This window comes from Candidatus Pelagibacter sp. Uisw_101, assembly GCF_047727615.1.
Classification (GTDB): Bacteria; Pseudomonadota; Alphaproteobacteria; order Pelagibacterales; family Pelagibacteraceae; genus Pelagibacter.
The window spans coordinates 571773-589148 of sequence record NZ_CP159821.1 but is presented as its reverse complement, the minus strand read 5'-3'; the positions used below and the strand labels follow the sequence as shown (position 1 = coordinate 589148).

The following is a 17376-nucleotide window of genomic DNA, read 5'->3' as shown; positions in this document are numbered from 1 at the left end:
TTAGCTAATTATATATCTTAAATTTAAATATTCATATTTTATCAATAAATAAATTATCACGAAAATAACAGTTGTAATACCAGTACAATAAATAAATTTTTTTAACATTTTAGGATTTTCTGGAGAACCAGCGTCTTCACCTTCAATTTTGACAGATTTTAGTCTATTTACATCAATTGGAAGAATTGTAAAAAAAACTATCCACCAGATTATAATGTAGATTATAGCAAGGCCTGTTGCGCTCATCTAGATTCTTACTAGATTGATATTTATAAATGGTCTTTTACCAGTCAATTCTTTGGCACATTTTCTACATGTAATTTTTAATGCATCAATTAAATTATATTCTTGTTTTTTACTTTTTATAGAAAAGGTTCTAGTTGTTTTTTCTATTGCCTCTTCTAATTCATAGATGAATTCATCAGCATCATAAACAGGCAACCCTCTAAAGGTTAATACAGGTCTTTTATGAATATTACCCTTTGCTGTAATTAAAATAGTAACCTCCATATATCCATTAGCAGCTATATTTTTTCTATCTTTAATTGATTGAGCATCTTCTTCGACACTCATATTCCCATCTAAATAAAGTCTACCACTTGGAGCTTTATCAAAAACATGGGGTTTACCTGGAGCTAATTTTACAATATCACCGTTTTCTACTTGAACAGGGTGTGGAACTTTCATTTCGTGTGCAAATTTCATATGTTCAATCATGTGTCTGTGTTCTCCATGAACAGGGACTGCACATTGAGGTTTAACCCAATTATACATTTCTCTTAGATCATCTCTATTTGGATGGCCAGAAACATGAACAAATTCACTTTCCTCTGAAATAACTTCAATACCATCCCTAACTAATTGATTTTGTAATTTGTATAATTTTTTTTCATTACCTGGAATAATTTTAGATGAAAAAATAACAGCATCATCTTTTTCGATGAATACATCTGGATGAGTATAGCTTGAAATTCTCATTAGTGCTGCCATGGGCTCACCCTGACTACCAGTACAAAGGTAAACTATTTTTTCCCTAGCAATTTTTTTTGCTTCACGTGCATCTATAGGTTCAATAACATTTTTTAAATAACCACATTGTCTTGCAGCTTTAAAAATTCTATGCATAGATCTTCCTACTAGGGATATTTGTCTACCAGTTTTTTCTGCACAATAAAAAGCTGTTTCCATACGTGCAACATTTGATGCAAAAGAAGCCATAACAATTCTTTTTTTAAGGCTACCCATAATATTTAATAAACTTTTTCTAACATCTAGCTCTGAACCAGCTTTTCCCATACTAAATACATTTGTTGAATCACAAACCATAGCAAGGACACCTTCTTTACCAATTTCTTTAAGTCTGTCAGAATTAATTTTTTCACCAATCAATGGTTCTGGGTCAATCTTCCAATCTCCCGTATGTAGTATTACACCTGCTGGAGTTTCAATTCTAAGACCATTAGGTTCAAGAATTGAGTGAGTTAACGTGATGTACTCTATTTTAAAAGGATCTAAATCTACTGTTCCATTTAATTGAACTATTTTTAGATAATTAGTTGCATCAATATTCTTTTCTTTAAGTTTTTCTTTTATTAAAACTGCAGTAAATGGAGTTGCGAAAATTTTACATTTTAATTGAGGCCAAAGATGTGCAATTGCTCCTATGTGATCTTCATGTGCATGCGTTAAAATAATTCCTAAAAGGTCCTCTTTTTTATCTATAATAAATCCAGGGTCTGGGTAAATCAAATCAATTCCTGGTAACGTATCGTCAGCAAATGTAACCCCTATATCAACCATGATCCATTTATGTTCGCCTGGTTTTCCGTAGGCAAACAGGTTCATATTCATGCCAATTTCTCCTGAGCCCCCTAAAGGGCAAAATAATAGTTCATCTTTCATATTTATTTAATTAAAGTGGTGGCTCTGATTAGGCCGTTAATTGTAATGTCTTTATTTAATGTTACTTTCGTTTTTGTTGAATTTTTGAATAAATTAGAAAATCCTCCAGTAATAATTATTTTAAAGGACATCTTGGTCTCTTTCTTAATTAAATTAATAATATTGTCAATTAAACCCTCATAACCCCAAAAAAAACCTGCTCTAACTGCACTAATAGTATTTAAACCAACAACTTTGTTCGTTTTTTTTAAACTAATCTTTGGAATTTGCGTTGCCTTATCCGTCAACGTATCAAGTGAAAGCTTAACACCAGGTGCAATAACACCACCATGATAGGTATTTTTAATCAAAACATCAAATGTTGTAGCGGTCCCAAAATCTAAAATTATAAAATTATCCTTGTTATTAATAACACTAATAGCGTTTGCCAATCTATCTGAGCCAATTTGTTTATAGTTAACCTTAATCTTAATCAATTTATTTAACTTAAGTTTCTTAAGTTCGGTACATTTAATTTCATAAGTTTTATTAAAAAAACTCTTAATTTCATTGAATGATTTTGGAACAACACTACAAAATAAACATTTATCAATTACTTTATCTTTTAAACTTAAACTAGCTAAAGATCTTTTAAGCGAAGAATAATTTATCTTTTTTGTTATTAGAGTAACTCTTTTAATAATTATATTTTTAGAGTTTACCAAACAAATTTTAGTTTCTGTATTTCCTATATCACCAACAATAATCATTTTAAATTTCTATCAAAGTTTTTAATATTAAATTTAGGAAACATTGGAATAAAAGTTTCATAAATTTTTTTTAGCTTTAAAGCTGCATTGTTAGGAGTAATTTTTACACCTGTTAAATCAAAAAGATTTGTAGTCAAATAACCTTTAACAGAAGGACTCTTAATCAAATTTATACCTATACCAACTATAATAAATGTTTTGTCTGATTTAGATAAGGTTTCCTGTAATATCCCTGAAATTTTCATATTATTTATTAATAAATCATTTGGCTTTTTAATCACAATTTTATCTTTATAAAAATTTGATAATAATTTTTTTACCAAAAGACAGTTTATTTTTGTCAAATTATACAATGATAATTGAACCATGTTAACTTGGAAAAAAATACTAACAAATAAATTTCCCTTGAATGAGGTCCATTTTTTCCCATATTGACCTCTTCCTCTTTTCTGTTTCTCAGCGATTACAATTCCTGATTTATTATTAGTTTTTTTAATTATCTGAAATGCTCTATCGTTTGTACTGTTTATGATTTTAAAATTAAACTTTTTTAACTTCATTAAATTATGTTAATTCTAGATACAATTTCCACTAGTTGGCTAGGAAAAATAAAGTACAAAAGAATTAACAATGTTGAAAAAGTTAATGATATTTTCAGCCAAATACTATGATTAGTGTCATATTTTTCTTTTTCTTCATCAAAATAGATAACTTTAATTATTCTTAGATAATAAAATGCAGCAATCACAGTTGATAATAAACCAACAATTGCTAGAAAATACATTGATTGCTCAATTACAGACTTAAATACATAAAATTTAGCAAAAAAACCCGCCAACGGTGGAATGCCTGCTAATGAAAAAAGTATAACGAGTAAAGACAAAGATAAAACTGGATGGTTTTTTGACAGTCCAGATAAATCATCAATAGTTTCAAAATACTGATCATTTCTTTTCATCATAAATAAACAACTGAATAAACCAAGATTCATTACCATGTAAATAGAGATATAAATTATAGACGATTGAATACCCTCATTTGTTCCAACAGAAAGACCTGCTAAAGCGTAACCAATATGACCAATAGAGCTATACGCAACTAATCTTTTTAAATTACCCTGCCCAATCGCTGCAACAGCTCCAAATATCATTGAGGCAATAGATAAAAAAATTATGATAGGTTGCCATTGATCAATCATGTTAAAAAATGGAACATATAAGAATCTAATAAAGACAGTTAAGGCAGCAACTTTGGGAACTATTGCAAAAAATAATGTTACAGATGTCGGAGATCCTTCATAAACATCTGGTGCCCACATATGAAATGGTACAGCAGATATCTTAAAAGCCAATCCGACTAGGATAAAAACTATTCCAAATGTTAAGCCATAATGAGTAGAATCCATGGAATTTCCAATAATATTAAAATTAGTTGATCCAGAAAACCCATAGATTAAAGAACAGCCATAAAGTAGTAAACCAGAAGAAAGTGCACTTAATACAAAATATTTAAGCCCTGATTCAGATGATTTTAATTGATCTCTATTAAAAGATGCCAAAACATACAAAGCTAATGATTGTAATTCAAGTCCAATATAGAAAACCATTAGATCAATAGAACTAATCATAACCATCATTCCTAAAATTGAACAAAGGATTAAAATTGGGTACTCTATTAAGAAAATCTTAGATATTTTTAAATATTTTGTTGAAATTGATAAAACAAAAGCTCCTCCTAAAATTGTAAGAATTTTCATTAAAGATGAGAGGTTATCAATTACATAGCTATTTCCAAATAAAGTTACAGAGGTGTCAAAAGGATTATTTAATATTAAAATTACAGTAATTAGTAAAAACCCTATTGAAAGATTGTGAATTAAGCTTGAGGCATTTTTCCTAAAAACACCCAAGATTAATAAAAACATTATTGATAAAGAGATAAAAATTTCAGGAGAAATAAAATTTAAATTATTCATTACTTTTGTACCTCAGGACCAGACATATTTAAGTTAAAATTATACATTTCAATTAAGTCATTTACCGATACTTCAATTGTATTTATAAGAGGTTCTGGGTAAAAACCAAAGAATAATACTGGTATAGCTAAACTCCATAAAATAAATTTTTCTGAATTATCTAAATCAGATATTTTTAAAAGGTCTTTGTTTACTAAATTTCCAAAAACAACTCTTCTATATAGCCATAACATATATGCAGCACCAAAGATGACCCCAAAACTAGCAATAACTGCTACTAAAAAATTATCTTTAAATGCACCCATTAAAATTAAAAACTCTCCTATAAAGCCACTTGTTCCAGGTAATCCTAATGCAGCTAGAGTAAACAGCATAAATAGAATTGAATATTTGGGCATTACAGAAACCAGGCCACCGTAAGTTTTAATTAATCTTGAATGCATACGATCATAAACTACACCGACACATAAAAATAATGCTGCCGAAACAAGTCCATGACTAATCATTTGGATTATACTTCCTTCAATACCTTGTTGTGTGATCGTAAAAATTCCTAATGTTACAAAGCCCATATGTGCTACAGAAGAGTATGCTATTAATTTTTTGATATCTTCCTGCATTAGGGCAACTAGAGATGCATAAATAATTGCAATTAAACTAAGCGTATAAACTAATGGAGTAAATAATTCAGAGGCCACAGGGAACAAACCTAAGGAAAATCTAATAAAACCATAACCTGCCATTTTTAAAAGAATAGCAGCCAGCAGAACGGATCCGGCAGTTGGAGCCTCAACATGTGCATCAGGTAACCAAGTGTGAACTGGCCACATAGGTGTTTTAACTGCAAAAGAACTAAAAAAAGCAAGCCACAATAAGTTTTGATATTTTGTGTCTATACCTAATTTATATAGTTGTACTATATCGGTTGTACCAGCGATCCAGTAAATTGAAATTATTGCAACTAGCATTAAAACAGAACCAAGTAACGTATATAAGAAAAATTTAAAGGCAGAATAAACTCTTCTTTCACCTCCCCAAATTCCTATAATTAAAAACATAGGAATTAATCCTGCTTCAAAAAATAAATAAAATACAACTAAATCAAGTGAACAAAAAACTCCAATCATTAAACTCTCCATTACCAATATGGCAATAAGAAAATCTCTTAATCTTACTTTAATTGTGTTGTTAACAGATATTATGCACAACGGAGTAATAAGTGTTGTTAGAATTATGAATAAAATTGAAATTCCATCTATACCTACTTTATAATTAACAAAACCTTTTAACCACTCTCTATTTTCAACAAATTGAAATGTTGATGTGGACGGGTCGAATAAATACCATAGATAAATTGAGATTAAAAAATTAACAAAAGAAGTGAACAAAGCAACATATTTTCCTGTATTTGAATTTTTATCTTTTGAAAATAATAAAAATAAAGCTCCAATAGTTGGTAAAAGAATTAAAGACGATAAAATTGGAAAATTCATTAGTGTAAAATTAGAAATGTTAATAATGCAGAAAGACCAATCAATATCATAAAGGCATATTGATAAATAAACCCACTTTGAAATTTACTGGCTCTTAATGATAAGTTTTTGATTAGTAAAGAAAGACCATCCGGTCCAAACTTGTCAATAATTTTTATATCAATTATTTTCCAGAAGAATAATCCTATTTTTTTTGAAGATTGGATAAATATGATATCGTATAATTCATCAAAGTACCATTTATTGACTAAAAAATTATATAAAGGTCTATTAGATTGAGCAATTTGATTAGGTAACTCTTTATTTTTTACAAATAAATAATAAGCAATTGGAATAGATAAAAAGACAAGTATGGGGGTAATCAAAATAATCCATAAAGGTGGGTGATCTGTACTTAATGGGTTTAGAAATTTAATAGATTCTCCCCAAAAATGATTTTCATGACCAATAAATAAATCTTTAAATAAAAACCCTGCAAAAATTGCGCCAATTGCTAATACAATCAATGGTATAAGCATAACCATAGGAGACTCGTGCATTTCATCAATTTTTAATTTTTTATTATTATAAGTTCCATGAAATGTTTTAAAAATTAATCTCCACGAATATATTGAAGTAAGTAAGGCTGTAAAAATACCAACACCAGCAGCATAATAACCCACTGTATTACCTCTAAGGTAAGCAAATTCTATAATTGCATCTTTTGAATAAAAACCAGAAAGAAAAGGGAAACCTGTAAGAGCTAGTGTTCCAATAATCATTAGAATCCAAGTATATGGTAGTTTTTTATACACAGCTCCCATTTGATTAATATCTTGTTCATCCTTAAATGAATGAATTACCGATCCTGATCCCAAGAAAAGCAATGCCTTGAAAAATGCATGAGTAAACAAATGAAACATTGCTACATTATAAGCACCAACGCCAGCAGCAAAAAACATATAACCTAATTGACTACATGTTGAATAAGCAATTATTTTTTTAATATCTGTTTGAACTAAAGCTACTGTTGCAGCAAAAAAAGCGGTTGTCATTCCAACTACTGTAATAATATTTAAAGTTAAAGGAGAGTATTCAAAAATTGGAGAACATCTAACAATCAAAAAAACACCTGCTGTAACCATTGTAGCAGCATGTATTAATGCAGATACAGGTGTAGGACCTTCCATAGCGTCAGGTAGCCATGTGTGTAAAAGAATTTGTGCTGATTTACCCATAGCTCCAATAAATAAAAGGATACAAATTAGATCGATAGCGTTGATGTGTATTCCTAAAAATAATAATTCTTTATCAACAATTTGTGGAATTTGGTCAAATACCTCAGAGTAATTGACGGTACCAAATAGGTAAAAAATTAAAAATATTCCTAAGGCAAATCCAAAATCACCTACTCTATTTACTACAAAAGCTTTTATAGCTGCTGCATTTGCTGAATCTTTTTTATACCAAAAGCCAATTAAAAAATAAGAACAAAGACCTACACCCTCCCATCCAAAAAATAATTGAAGAAAATTATCAGACGTAACCAACGTTAGCATTGCAAATGTAAAGAGAGAAAGATAGGCCATAAATCTTGGTTTATGTGGGTCATGGGACATATAACCAATTGAATAAATATGAACTAGTGAAGATACTAGGGTTACAACAACGAGCATTACTGAAGATAACGCATCCACTTTAATAGACCAATTAACATCAAGCGTTCCTGAATTAATCCAAGTGGCAATAACTACATTGTTTACATAACCATTAGCAATGACTTGATAAAATAAAATTAAAGATAACAGTGCTGAAATCGAAACAAATATACTTGTTATTATCTCTGAATTTCTATCACCTATAAATTTGCCAAAAAAGCCAGATATAATAGATGCTAATAGTGGAAGAAATAATAATGTAAATTCCATATTATCCCTTCAAACTATTTATATCTTCAACTCTAATTGTTGATGAGTTTCGATAATAAACGACTATTATAGCGAGACCTATGGCAGCTTCTGCAGCAGCTACAGTTAATATAAAGAGTGTAAAAATTTGCCCTGTTATATCATTTAAAAATATAGAGAAAGCCACCAAGTTAATATTCACTGCTAATAAAATAAGCTCAATACTCATTAAAATTACAATAATATTTTTTCTGTTTAAAAATATACCAACTATACCGATGGTAAATATTATCGCTCCCAAAGTAAGGTAGTGACCCAAGCCTACATCAATCATCAGATTTAATCCCTTTATTACTTGGAACATCTATCAATTCTACACCATCAGATCTTTCTCTGGATATTTGACTAAAATAACTTTGTCTTTTGACACCAGATCTTTGTCTAAAAGTAAGGACAATAGCTCCTATCATTGCAACTAATAAAATCATTCCACTTAATTGAAAGATGTGGATGTAGTCAGTATACAAAACATAACCAATGGCATGAGTATTGCTAATACTACTATCTATATTTAATGACATAGATGAAACAAGATCTGGCTTATATTTCCATCCACCAATAACAATAATTAATTCAAAAAATATAATAGTACTGATAATTAATCCAACCGGAATATGTTTCGAGCTCTCCCTAGCACTAAACCATTGGTTTTTCTGTTGAGCTACATTTAGCATCATGACAACAAACAAGAATAAAACAGCTACAGCACCAACATAGATAATTAACATTATCATTCCAAGGAATTCCGCACCTATCATTATAAACAAGCAAGAAATACTAATAAAATCTAAAATTAAAAAGAAAACAGAATGAACAGTATTTTTAGAAACCGTAACCATAATTGCAGAAACAATTGCTATTAATGAAAAAATATAAAAAAAAATTGCGTGTGCTAGCATAATTATCTATGAGAGTTATCAGCTTTAATATTTGCAGCTAGAATATTTTCCCATCTATCTCCATTGTCCAAAAGTTTTTTTTTATTATAATAAAGTTCTTCTCTTGTTTCTGTTGAAAATTCAAAGTTAGGACCTTGGACAATTGCATCAACCGGACAAGATTCTTCACAAAGTCCGCAGTAAATACATTTCATCATATCAATATCATATCGAGTAGTTTTTCGACTTCCATCTTCTCTTTCAGAGGATTCAATTGTAATTGCCTGAGCAGGGCATACTGCTTCGCACAATTTACAAGCAATACATCTTTCTTCACCATCAGGATATCTTCTTAAAGCGTGCTCTCCTCTAAAACGGGGACTGATTTTACCCTTTTCAAATGGATAGTTAATTGTTTTTTTTGGTTTAAAAAATTCTCGTAAGGCGATCGTAAGACCACCCAAAAAATCTAACATAAAAATTGTTTTAATTATTCTTGAAATTTTCATAATTAATTTATCGGTAAAAGGTTAAAGTAAAACAAAAAACTCGCTGTAAGAACTACCCATGTTAGCGATAAAGGTAAAAAAATTTTCCAACCTAGTCTCATTAACTGATCATATCTATATCTTGGAACAATTGCCTTTACTAAAGCAAAGAGTATAAAAAGAAGTAGTATCTTTAAAATTAACCATATAGCTCCAGGAATTACATTAAACGGAAATAAATCTATAGGAGAAAGCCATCCACCTAAAAATAGAATTGATCCCATTGCACACATAAGAAGAATGTTTGCATACTCGCCCAACCAAAACATTGCATACATCATTCCAGAATATTCAGTTTGATATCCTGCGACAAGTTCAGCTTCAGCTTCAGGTAAGTCAAATGGTGGTCGATTTGTTTCTGCCAAAGCAGAGATAAAAAAAATTACAAACATTGGAAATAATGGAATTACGAACCATAAGTTTTCTTGTGCCATCACTATATCATTTAAGTTTAACGAACCCACACAAAGCAAAACATTAATTATAATAACACCGATTGAAACTTCGTAAGATACCATTTGAGCTGCTGATCTAATTGCACCTAAAAAAGGATATTTTGAATTTGAGGCCCACCCACCCATAATAATTCCATAAACACCCAATGATGAAACTGCAAATAAATAGAGAATACCCACATTAATGTCAGCCAATACTTGAGTTGCACTAAATGGAATAACTGCCCAAGAGATTAAAGCCAAAGTCATGGTGACAATTGGAGCTAATATAAAGATTACTTTATTAGAGCTTGAAGGAATAATAACTTCTTTAAACATATATTTTAATGCGTCAGCCAAAGATTGAAGTAAACCAAAAGGTCCTACAACATTTGGTCCCTGTCTTTTTTGAACAAATGCCCAAATACGACGATCAAGCCAAACAATCATCGCGACAGAAACAAGAACTGGTACTAATAAAAATAAGATTTTATATGTCTCTGAAAAAATTATACTTAAATATTCCATTTTATTAACCTTCTGTACCTGTTAATTTTAAATTAACTTTAGCTGTTTTGCATTCAAGCATTGTTTTTGAGGCTCTTGCTATTGCATTTGAGTAATAATAATCTTCATTCTCAACTTTTAAAATCTCTTGCTTGAATTCTACATTTTCAACTGTAGAAGATTTAATAGATTTATCTTTTTCAATAAATAAATTAATTTGGTTAAGCAAACTACTATCCAACTCATCTTTATCATTAAATAATTTTCTATGATTCATTGCTTCTGCTAATTCATTAATTATCAACCAGTCTTCTTTAGCTTCTTCTGGTGGAAAGGAGGCTTTATAAGCTTTTTGTATTTTACCTTCTAAGTTTGTAAAGTAACCATTTTGCTCTGTGTATGCAGCCCCTGGAAGTATAATATCTGCAATCTCAGCTCCTTTATCTCCATGACTTCCTTGATAAATTACAAATTCATTCTTTTTTTCAAATTTAAGATTATCTACTCCCAATAAGTAAACAATTTCAAACATGTGATTTTCTAAATCTTTTAGCACTTCATTTGAACCATCTGCAGTTTTATATAATCCTAAATCAAAGCTACCAACTGTAGATGCATTTTCTGAAATTGTATTTAAAGAATTCCATTCATCTGACATTTTATTATTTTTTTTTAAAAAAGATTTAACAGATTCAAAAATATATTTCGCAGATTTAGTTTTAAGAGATGACTGACCAAAGATGATTAACGGTTTTTTAGCCTCTTTAATTAGACTTGATACTTCATGGCTATCTTCAGTAATTTTTTTAATATTTTCAATATCACCATCTAAAGACTCATATGGGTAAGTTAGATCACCAACATCATTTAAAGAAATTATTTTTGTTTTATTTTGTAAGTATGCTTTTCTAATACGTGCATTTAAAATTGTTGCTTCATACCTGGGGTTACTTCCTATGAGTAATATAAAATCTGCTTCTTCTATTCCATTAATTGTTGAATTGAATAAATAATTTTCTCTTTTTTTAGAATTTAAATATGTGTGATCACTTCTTGATTCTACATTATATGAACCAAGTGTTTTATTGAAAAACTCTTTAAATATATAGAGTGATTCCATATTAATCAGATCACCAGACATTCCACATATTTTATCTTTGTCAGCATTTTTAAATTTGGACTTAATTATATTAAAAACTTCATTCCATGATGCTTTCTCAAATTTACCATTATATTTTATATAAGGGGTATCTAAACGTTGATTTAACAAACCATCACAAGCATATCTTGTTTTATCAGAAATCCATTCTTCGTTAATATCTTCGTTAATTCTTGGTAAAATTCTTTTTACTTCCCAACCGTAAGTATCAACTCTTATATTTGAACCAATAGCGTCCATTACATCAATAGATTCTGTCTTCTTTAATTCCCAGGGTCTAGCCTCAAATACATAGGGTTTAGATGTTAGGGCACCAACAGGACATAAATCTACAACATTAGCTGATAATTCTGATTGCATAGATTGCTCAAGATATGTTGTAATTTCCATGTCTTCACCTCTACCTATGGCTCCAATCTCTGTTACACCAGCAACCTCTGTAGCAAATCTAACACATCTAGTACAATGTATGCATCTAGTCATTTGTGTTTTGATTAAAGGTCCCATATTTTTTTCAGAGACTTCTCTTTTATTTTCTTTGTATCTAGACTTATCAACACCATAAAACATAGATTGATCTTGTAAATCACACTCACCGCCTTGATCACAAACAGGACAATCCAACGGGTGGTTAGCCAACAAAAATTCCATGACTCCTTTTCTTGCTTTTTCAACAAACTCAGTATTTGTTTTAATATTCATTCCTTCTGATGCTGGCATGGCACATGAGGCTACAGGTTTGGGAGATTTTTCTAATTCCACCAAACACATTCTGCAATTTCCTGCTATTGATAATTTTTCATGATAACAAAATCTTGGGATTTCAACTCCAGCTTTTTCACAGGCTTGAAGTACAGTTAGGCCCTCTTCAACTTCTATATCAATTTCATTTACTTTTAATTTAAGCATTTTTTTTATCCAATAAGTGTTGATCTACTAAATAGGGAATATTTTTTTCTTTTTTTATAGTTGGGTTAAGATTATTTCTATCCTCAATCTCTTTTTTAAAATGTCTTAATAATCCTTGTACAGGCCATGAAGAACCCTCACCAAAAGCACAAATAGTGTGTCCCGCAATTTGATTTGTTACGTCTCCCAACATATCAACCTCATCTCTTGATGCTTCACCTTTAGCCATTCTTTCAAGCATTCTCCACATCCATCCAGTACCTTCTCTACAAGGTGTACATTGACCACAACTTTCATGTTTATAAAATCTAGCAATTCTTGCCATGCATTTAATTATGTCTTGATCTTTATTAATAACAACAATACCTGCAGTTCCTAGTCCACTTTTTTCTGCCATTAATGAATCAAAATCCATCGTTAGAGTTTCACAGGTTTTTTGTGGTATTAAAGGCATTGATGAGCCACCAGGTATTACAGCTTGTAAATTTTCCCATCCTCCAATTACACCTCCAGCATGAACTTCAATTAGTTCTTTAAGAGATATACTCATTTCCTCTTCAACATTACATGGGTTATTGACGTTTCCAGAAATACAGAAAATTTTAGTACCTGTATTTTTTGCTTTTCCTAAAGATGCAAACCATTTTCCACCTCTTCTTAATATTGTTGGAACAACTGCTATAGTTTCGACATTGTTAATTATAGTTGGGCAACCGTATAAACCAATTAAAGCAGGGAAAGGTGGTTTTAATCTAGGTTGACCCTTTTTACCTTCTATGCTCTCAAGTAAAGCTGTTTCTTCTCCACATATATAAGCTCCTGCTCCGTAGTGAATATAAATATCTAAATCCCAACCTGTTCCAGAAGCATTTTTTCCTATTAAGTTTTTTTCATAAGCTTCATCAATTGCTGCTTGAAGTTTTTCTCCATCTATAAAGTACTCGCCTCTTATATAAATATAACAAACATGAGCTTGAACAGCGTATGCAGCAATCAAGCATCCTTCTATTAATTTATGAGGTTCAAATCTTAAAATATCTCTATCCTTGCAGGTACCTGGTTCTGACTCATCTCCATTTATAACTAGATAATGTGGTCTTGAACCTAGTTCTTTTGGTGCAAAAGACCACTTTAAACCAGTTGGAAATCCAGCACCTCCTCTTCCTCTAAGTTCTGAGGCTTTAACTTCAGTTATTATCCAATCTCTACCTTTATCAATTAAATCTTTAGTATTTGTCCAGTCACCTCTTTTTCTTGAAGACTCAACATCTGAACCCTTATCATTATATAAATTCTGAAATATTCTATCTTCGTCTTTAAGCATTTTTTAAATCCATAAGTGTTTTTCTATTATTTTCAGGTTCGTTGTTTAAGCGACCTCTATAAGATCCTGGCTTAGGTGTTTCACCTGTTAGGATCTTATCTAAAATTTTTAAAGTCTTTTCTTTATCTAAATCTTCATAATAATCATCATTGATCTGTAACATGGGTGCATTAACACAGGCTCCTAAACACTCAACTTCCATCCAAGAACAGCTTTGATCTTTTGATAATTCATTTTCATTTTCAGAAATTTTTTCTTTGCACGCTTCAACAAGTTTATAAGCACCTCTAATCATGCATGGTGTAGTTGTGCAAACTTGTATAAAATGCTTACCAACTGGAGCTAGGTTATACATTGTATAAAATGTTGCCACTTCGTAAACTTTTATATAAGGCATATCTAAAAGCTTACCAATGTACTTCATGGCAGCCAAAGGAATCCAGTTACTGTTTTGTTTCTGCGCTATATAAAGTAAAGCCATTACTGCACTTTGCTGTTTATCCTTTGGATATTTTGCAATAATTGATTTGGCAGCTTCTAATGAGGCTGGATTAAAATCAAAATTCTCAGGCTGTTCTTTTGAAGGTCTTCTTAAACTCATTATCTATCTACCTCTCCAAAAACTATATCTAGTGAGCCTAATACAGCAGGCACATCAGCAAGCATATGACCTTTAATCAGGTAATCCATTGCAGCCAAATGAGAAAATCCTGGGGCTCTTATTTTACACTTATATGGTTTGCTAGAACCATCAGATATTAGGTAAACACCAAATTCACCTTTGGGAGCTTCAACGGCTGTATAAATTTCATCTTTATCAACACGATAACCTTCCGTAAATAGTTTGAAATGATGAATTAAAGCTTCCATAGATTGTTTGATATCCTTTTTGGGTGGTGGACTAATCTTTCCATCGGACGATTTAACTGGTCCTTTTGTCATTTTAGCAAGACATTGTTTGATTATGGAAACGCTCTCTCTCATTTCATCTATTCTACATAAATATCTATCATAACAATCTCCATTTTTTCCAACAGGTATTTTAAATTCTAACTGCTCATAACACTCATATGGTTGTGATTTTCTTAAATCCCAAGGAACACCAGAACCTCTGATCATGACGCCACTAAAAGAATAGTCTAATGCATCTTCTTTAGTAACGATTCCAATATCAACATTTCGTTGTTTAAATATTCTATTGTCAGTCAATAGTGTCTCAAGATCATCGATTATTTTAGGAAACGACACACAAAATTTACCTATATCTTCTTCTAACCCCATTGGTAAATCTTGATGAACTCCACCTGCTCTAAAATAATTAGCATGTAATCTTGAGCCTGAGGCTCTTTCATAAAAAGTCATTAAAGTTTCACGCTCTTCAAAACCCCACAATGAAGGTGTTAACGCACCAACATCTAATGCTTGAGTTGTTACATTTAATATGTGACTTAAAATTCTTCCAATCTCACAAAACATAACTCTTATAAATTGTGCTCTAATGGGAACATTAATCTTTAAAATTTTCTCTATAGCTAATGCAAAAGCATGCTCTTGGTTCATAGGAGCAACATAATCAAGTCTGTCAAAATACGGTACAGCTTGCATGTATGTTTTGTTTTCTATTAATTTTTCAGTACCACGATGTAATAATCCAATATGTGGATCTGCTTTTTCAACAACTTCACCATCTAATTCTAAAATTAATCTTAAAACACCATGGGCGGCTGGGTGTTGAGGTCCAAAATTAAGATTTAGAGTTTTAGTTTTTTTTGTCATTATCAAGATCTGTCTGTTTTTTTATGTATTTCGTTCCCTCCCAAGGACTTTCATAATCAAAATTTCTATAATTTTGTTCTAATTTAACTGGTTCTTTGATTACTTTTTTTTGATCCTCACTATACCTAACCTCGGTATGACCAGTTAAAGGGAAATCTTTTCTCAAAGGATATCCTTCAAAATCATAATCCGTAAGTATTCTTCTTAAATCAGGATGATCTTTAAATTTAACTCCATACATATCAAAAACTTCACGCTCCATCCAGTTTGCTGCAGGATAAATGGGAGTTAAAGATGGTATAACTTCATTTTCACTTATTAAATAACTTAATATAATTCGCTGATTAAATTCATGACTTAAAAATAAATATACAACTTTAAAACGCTGGGTATTTTCTGGATGATCAACAACAGTAATATCAATTAACTGTCTAAATTTTGTATTTTCGTTATTCTTTATATGTAAAGTAACATCTATTAAATCTTCATTATCAATAGTGATATATAGTTGCTCATGTCTAATCTCAGTTTTTTTAATCTTAGTGGTAAGTTCTGAGTTAATTTTTTTTTCAAGATCTATTAAATTTTTCATATAAATTATCTTTCAAAAGATCCTTTGTTTCTAATTTTTTTTTGTAACTGCATAATACCATAAAGCAATGCTTCAGCAGATGGTGGACAACCAGGTACATATATATCTACTGGAACTATTTTATCACATCCACGAACTACTGAATATGAATAGTGATAATAACCACCACCATTTGCGCAGCTCCCCATGGAAATAACATATCTCGGTTCTGGCATTTGATCATAAACTTTTCTTAAAGCTGGAGCCATCTTATTGGTTAAAGTTCCAGCCACTATCATCACATCAGATTGTCTTGGTGAACCTCTTGGTGCAGCACCGAATCTTTCTAAATCATACCTGGGCATTGCTGTTTGCATCATCTCAACAGCACAACATGCTAAACCAAAAGTCATCCAATGTAAGGATCCAGCTCTTGACCAGTTTATTAAATTATCAAGAGAAGTTGTTATAAAACCATTTTTACTAAAATCTTCAGAAAGTTGTTTAAACTCTTCTGGAATTTCTTTATTTTTATTTTCTAAATTCATAATTTTAAAATTTTATTCCCAATCTAGAGCACCTTTTCTCCACTCATAAATAAAACCAATTGTAAGTATAAATAAAAAAATCATCATTGAGGAAAAACCTAGCAGACCTATATTTCCTAAAGAAATTGCCCAAGGAAAAAGGAAGGCTATCTCAAGGTCAAAAATTATAAAAAGGATTGCCACTAAATAAAATCTAACATCAAATTCTATCCTTGAATCTTCAAAAGGTTCAAATCCACATTCATATGCTGATAATTTTTCTGGATCAGGATGTTTTGGTGAAAGAATTAAATTAATTACTACAAAAGCACAACTTAGGCCAAGGGCTATTATTAAAAATAATATAATAGGCAGATAATCTTTTAAAAATTCTGAAAGCATGAAGTCTATATAGCAGTTTTTATATCATGTTGAAGTGCTCTTACGTCACAATATATGTAATATTCACATTAAAAAGACTAAAAAAGTGGCGGGAGTGAAGGGACTCGAACCCTCGACCTATCGCGTGACAGGCGATCGCTCTAACCAACTGAGCTACACCCCCACTTTTACTAGTTTTGGTGGGTAGTAAAGGACTCGAACCTTTGACCCCCTCGGTGTAAACGAGATGCTCTACCAGCTGAGCTAACCACCCTTAACCAAAATTATTGTTTAGTT

At 30.8% G+C, this 17376-nt stretch carries 18 protein-coding genes and 2 tRNA genes; all 20 read right to left on the bottom strand.

Features of this window, described 5'->3' with window-relative positions; all coding sequences use genetic code 11:
• The 20 genes from ABXT48_RS02985 to ABXT48_RS02890 all read right to left on the bottom strand — a co-directional run bounded on the left by ABXT48_RS02985 (position 1) and on the right by ABXT48_RS02890 (position 17353).
• Positions 1-246, bottom strand: a complete 246-nt coding sequence (locus ABXT48_RS02985) for a DUF1467 family protein (protein ID WP_168606347.1) — start codon at positions 244-246, stop codon at positions 1-3.
• On the bottom strand, positions 247-1902 hold the full coding sequence (locus ABXT48_RS02980) for a ribonuclease J (RefSeq protein ID WP_415303295.1): 1656 nt from the start codon (positions 1900-1902) through the stop codon (positions 247-249).
• A gap of 2 nt (positions 1903-1904) precedes the next feature.
• Positions 1905-2651, bottom strand: coding sequence for a type III pantothenate kinase (locus tag ABXT48_RS02975; protein ID WP_415303293.1), 747 nt, complete (start codon positions 2649-2651; stop codon positions 1905-1907).
• Positions 2648-3211, bottom strand: coding sequence for a biotin--[acetyl-CoA-carboxylase] ligase (locus tag ABXT48_RS02970; protein WP_415286989.1), 564 nt, complete (start codon positions 3209-3211; stop codon positions 2648-2650). Before ABXT48_RS02970 ends, ABXT48_RS02975 begins: the two co-directional genes overlap by 4 nt.
• The gene (nuoN, locus tag ABXT48_RS02965) at positions 3211-4626 is read right to left on the bottom strand and encodes an NADH-quinone oxidoreductase subunit NuoN (protein WP_415286988.1); all 1416 of its coding nucleotides are present in this window, start codon (positions 4624-4626) and stop codon (positions 3211-3213) included. Before nuoN ends, ABXT48_RS02970 begins: the two co-directional genes overlap by 1 nt.
• Complete coding sequence (locus ABXT48_RS02960) at positions 4626-6119, bottom strand: NADH-quinone oxidoreductase subunit M (protein ID WP_415286987.1); 1494 nt, start codon at positions 6117-6119, stop codon at positions 4626-4628. Before ABXT48_RS02960 ends, nuoN begins: the two co-directional genes overlap by 1 nt.
• On the bottom strand, positions 6119-8026 hold the full coding sequence (gene nuoL / locus ABXT48_RS02955; protein WP_415303291.1) for an NADH-quinone oxidoreductase subunit L: 1908 nt from the start codon (positions 8024-8026) through the stop codon (positions 6119-6121). The genes ABXT48_RS02960 and nuoL overlap by 1 nt, the downstream gene beginning before the upstream one ends.
• Before the next feature lies 1 nt (position 8027).
• On the bottom strand, positions 8028-8339 hold the full coding sequence (nuoK, locus tag ABXT48_RS02950; protein ID WP_415278984.1) for an NADH-quinone oxidoreductase subunit NuoK: 312 nt from the start codon (positions 8337-8339) through the stop codon (positions 8028-8030).
• Entirely contained in the window at positions 8332-8964 is a 633-nt protein-coding gene (locus tag ABXT48_RS02945) for an NADH-quinone oxidoreductase subunit J (RefSeq protein ID WP_415286985.1), read from the bottom strand. The genes nuoK and ABXT48_RS02945 overlap by 8 nt, the downstream gene beginning before the upstream one ends.
• 2 nt (positions 8965-8966) lie before the next feature.
• Entirely contained in the window at positions 8967-9452 is a 486-nt protein-coding gene (nuoI, locus tag ABXT48_RS02940; RefSeq protein ID WP_415303289.1) for an NADH-quinone oxidoreductase subunit NuoI, read from the bottom strand.
• Between the two features lie 2 nt (positions 9453-9454).
• Positions 9455-10453, bottom strand: a complete 999-nt coding sequence (gene nuoH, locus ABXT48_RS02935) for an NADH-quinone oxidoreductase subunit NuoH (RefSeq protein ID WP_415286983.1) — start codon at positions 10451-10453, stop codon at positions 9455-9457.
• 4 nt (positions 10454-10457) lie between these two features.
• The gene (nuoG, locus tag ABXT48_RS02930) at positions 10458-12500 is read right to left on the bottom strand and encodes an NADH-quinone oxidoreductase subunit NuoG (RefSeq protein ID WP_415286982.1); all 2043 of its coding nucleotides are present in this window, start codon (positions 12498-12500) and stop codon (positions 10458-10460) included.
• Positions 12493-13824 (bottom strand): NADH-quinone oxidoreductase subunit NuoF, encoded by a 1332-nt coding sequence (nuoF, locus tag ABXT48_RS02925; protein ID WP_415286981.1) that lies wholly within the window; start codon positions 13822-13824, stop codon positions 12493-12495. Before nuoF ends, nuoG begins: the two co-directional genes overlap by 8 nt.
• Positions 13817-14425 carry an NADH-quinone oxidoreductase subunit NuoE gene (nuoE, locus tag ABXT48_RS02920; protein WP_415286980.1) on the bottom strand — a complete coding sequence of 203 codons (609 nt, stop codon included), beginning with the start codon at positions 14423-14425 and terminating at the stop codon, positions 13817-13819. The genes nuoF and nuoE overlap by 8 nt, the downstream gene beginning before the upstream one ends.
• Positions 14425-15600 (bottom strand): NADH-quinone oxidoreductase subunit D, encoded by a 1176-nt coding sequence (locus tag ABXT48_RS02915; protein WP_415278975.1) that lies wholly within the window; start codon positions 15598-15600, stop codon positions 14425-14427. Before ABXT48_RS02915 ends, nuoE begins: the two co-directional genes overlap by 1 nt.
• A complete protein-coding gene (locus tag ABXT48_RS02910) occupies positions 15584-16192 on the bottom strand; it encodes an NADH-quinone oxidoreductase subunit C (RefSeq protein WP_415286979.1) in 609 nt (202 codons plus the stop codon). The genes ABXT48_RS02915 and ABXT48_RS02910 overlap by 17 nt, the downstream gene beginning before the upstream one ends.
• A gap of 5 nt (positions 16193-16197) precedes the next feature.
• Complete coding sequence (locus ABXT48_RS02905) at positions 16198-16719, bottom strand: NuoB/complex I 20 kDa subunit family protein (protein ID WP_415278973.1); 522 nt, start codon at positions 16717-16719, stop codon at positions 16198-16200.
• Positions 16720-16731: 12 nt separating this feature from the next.
• On the bottom strand, positions 16732-17100 hold the full coding sequence (locus ABXT48_RS02900) for an NADH-quinone oxidoreductase subunit A (RefSeq protein ID WP_415286978.1): 369 nt from the start codon (positions 17098-17100) through the stop codon (positions 16732-16734).
• 86 nt (positions 17101-17186) lie between these two features.
• Positions 17187-17263 (bottom strand) — tRNA-Asp (locus ABXT48_RS02895).
• A gap of 14 nt (positions 17264-17277) precedes the next feature.
• Positions 17278-17353, bottom strand: a tRNA-Val gene (locus tag ABXT48_RS02890).
• Positions 17354-17376 lie beyond the last annotated feature (23 nt).

Coding starts and splice junctions, on each gene's coding strand:
- ABXT48_RS02985 (WP_168606347.1), bottom strand. CDS start 246: ATGAGCGCAACAGGCCTTGCTATAATCTACATTATAATCTGGTGGATA.
- ABXT48_RS02980 (WP_415303295.1), bottom strand. CDS start 1,902: ATGAAAGATGAACTATTATTTTGCCCTTTAGGGGGCTCAGGAGAAATT.
- ABXT48_RS02975 (WP_415303293.1), bottom strand. CDS start 2,651: ATGATTATTGTTGGTGATATAGGAAATACAGAAACTAAAATTTGTTTG.
- ABXT48_RS02970 (WP_415286989.1), bottom strand. CDS start 3,211: ATGAAGTTAAAAAAGTTTAATTTTAAAATCATAAACAGTACAAACGAT.
- nuoN (WP_415286988.1), bottom strand. CDS start 4,626: ATGAATAATTTAAATTTTATTTCTCCTGAAATTTTTATCTCTTTATCA.
- ABXT48_RS02960 (WP_415286987.1), bottom strand. CDS start 6,119: ATGAATTTTCCAATTTTATCGTCTTTAATTCTTTTACCAACTATTGGA.
- nuoL (WP_415303291.1), bottom strand. CDS start 8,026: ATGGAATTTACATTATTATTTCTTCCACTATTAGCATCTATTATATCT.
- nuoK (WP_415278984.1), bottom strand. CDS start 8,339: ATGATTGATGTAGGCTTGGGTCACTACCTTACTTTGGGAGCGATAATA.
- ABXT48_RS02945 (WP_415286985.1), bottom strand. CDS start 8,964: ATGCTAGCACACGCAATTTTTTTTTATATTTTTTCATTAATAGCAATT.
- nuoI (WP_415303289.1), bottom strand. CDS start 9,452: ATGAAAATTTCAAGAATAATTAAAACAATTTTTATGTTAGATTTTTTG.
- nuoH (WP_415286983.1), bottom strand. CDS start 10,453: ATGGAATATTTAAGTATAATTTTTTCAGAGACATATAAAATCTTATTT.
- nuoG (WP_415286982.1), bottom strand. CDS start 12,500: ATGCTTAAATTAAAAGTAAATGAAATTGATATAGAAGTTGAAGAGGGC.
- nuoF (WP_415286981.1), bottom strand. CDS start 13,824: ATGCTTAAAGACGAAGATAGAATATTTCAGAATTTATATAATGATAAG.
- nuoE (WP_415286980.1), bottom strand. CDS start 14,425: ATGAGTTTAAGAAGACCTTCAAAAGAACAGCCTGAGAATTTTGATTTT.
- ABXT48_RS02915 (WP_415278975.1), bottom strand. CDS start 15,600: ATGACAAAAAAAACTAAAACTCTAAATCTTAATTTTGGACCTCAACAC.
- ABXT48_RS02910 (WP_415286979.1), bottom strand. CDS start 16,192: ATGAAAAATTTAATAGATCTTGAAAAAAAAATTAACTCAGAACTTACC.
- ABXT48_RS02905 (WP_415278973.1), bottom strand. CDS start 16,719: ATGAATTTAGAAAATAAAAATAAAGAAATTCCAGAAGAGTTTAAACAA.
- ABXT48_RS02900 (WP_415286978.1), bottom strand. CDS start 17,100: ATGCTTTCAGAATTTTTAAAAGATTATCTGCCTATTATATTATTTTTA.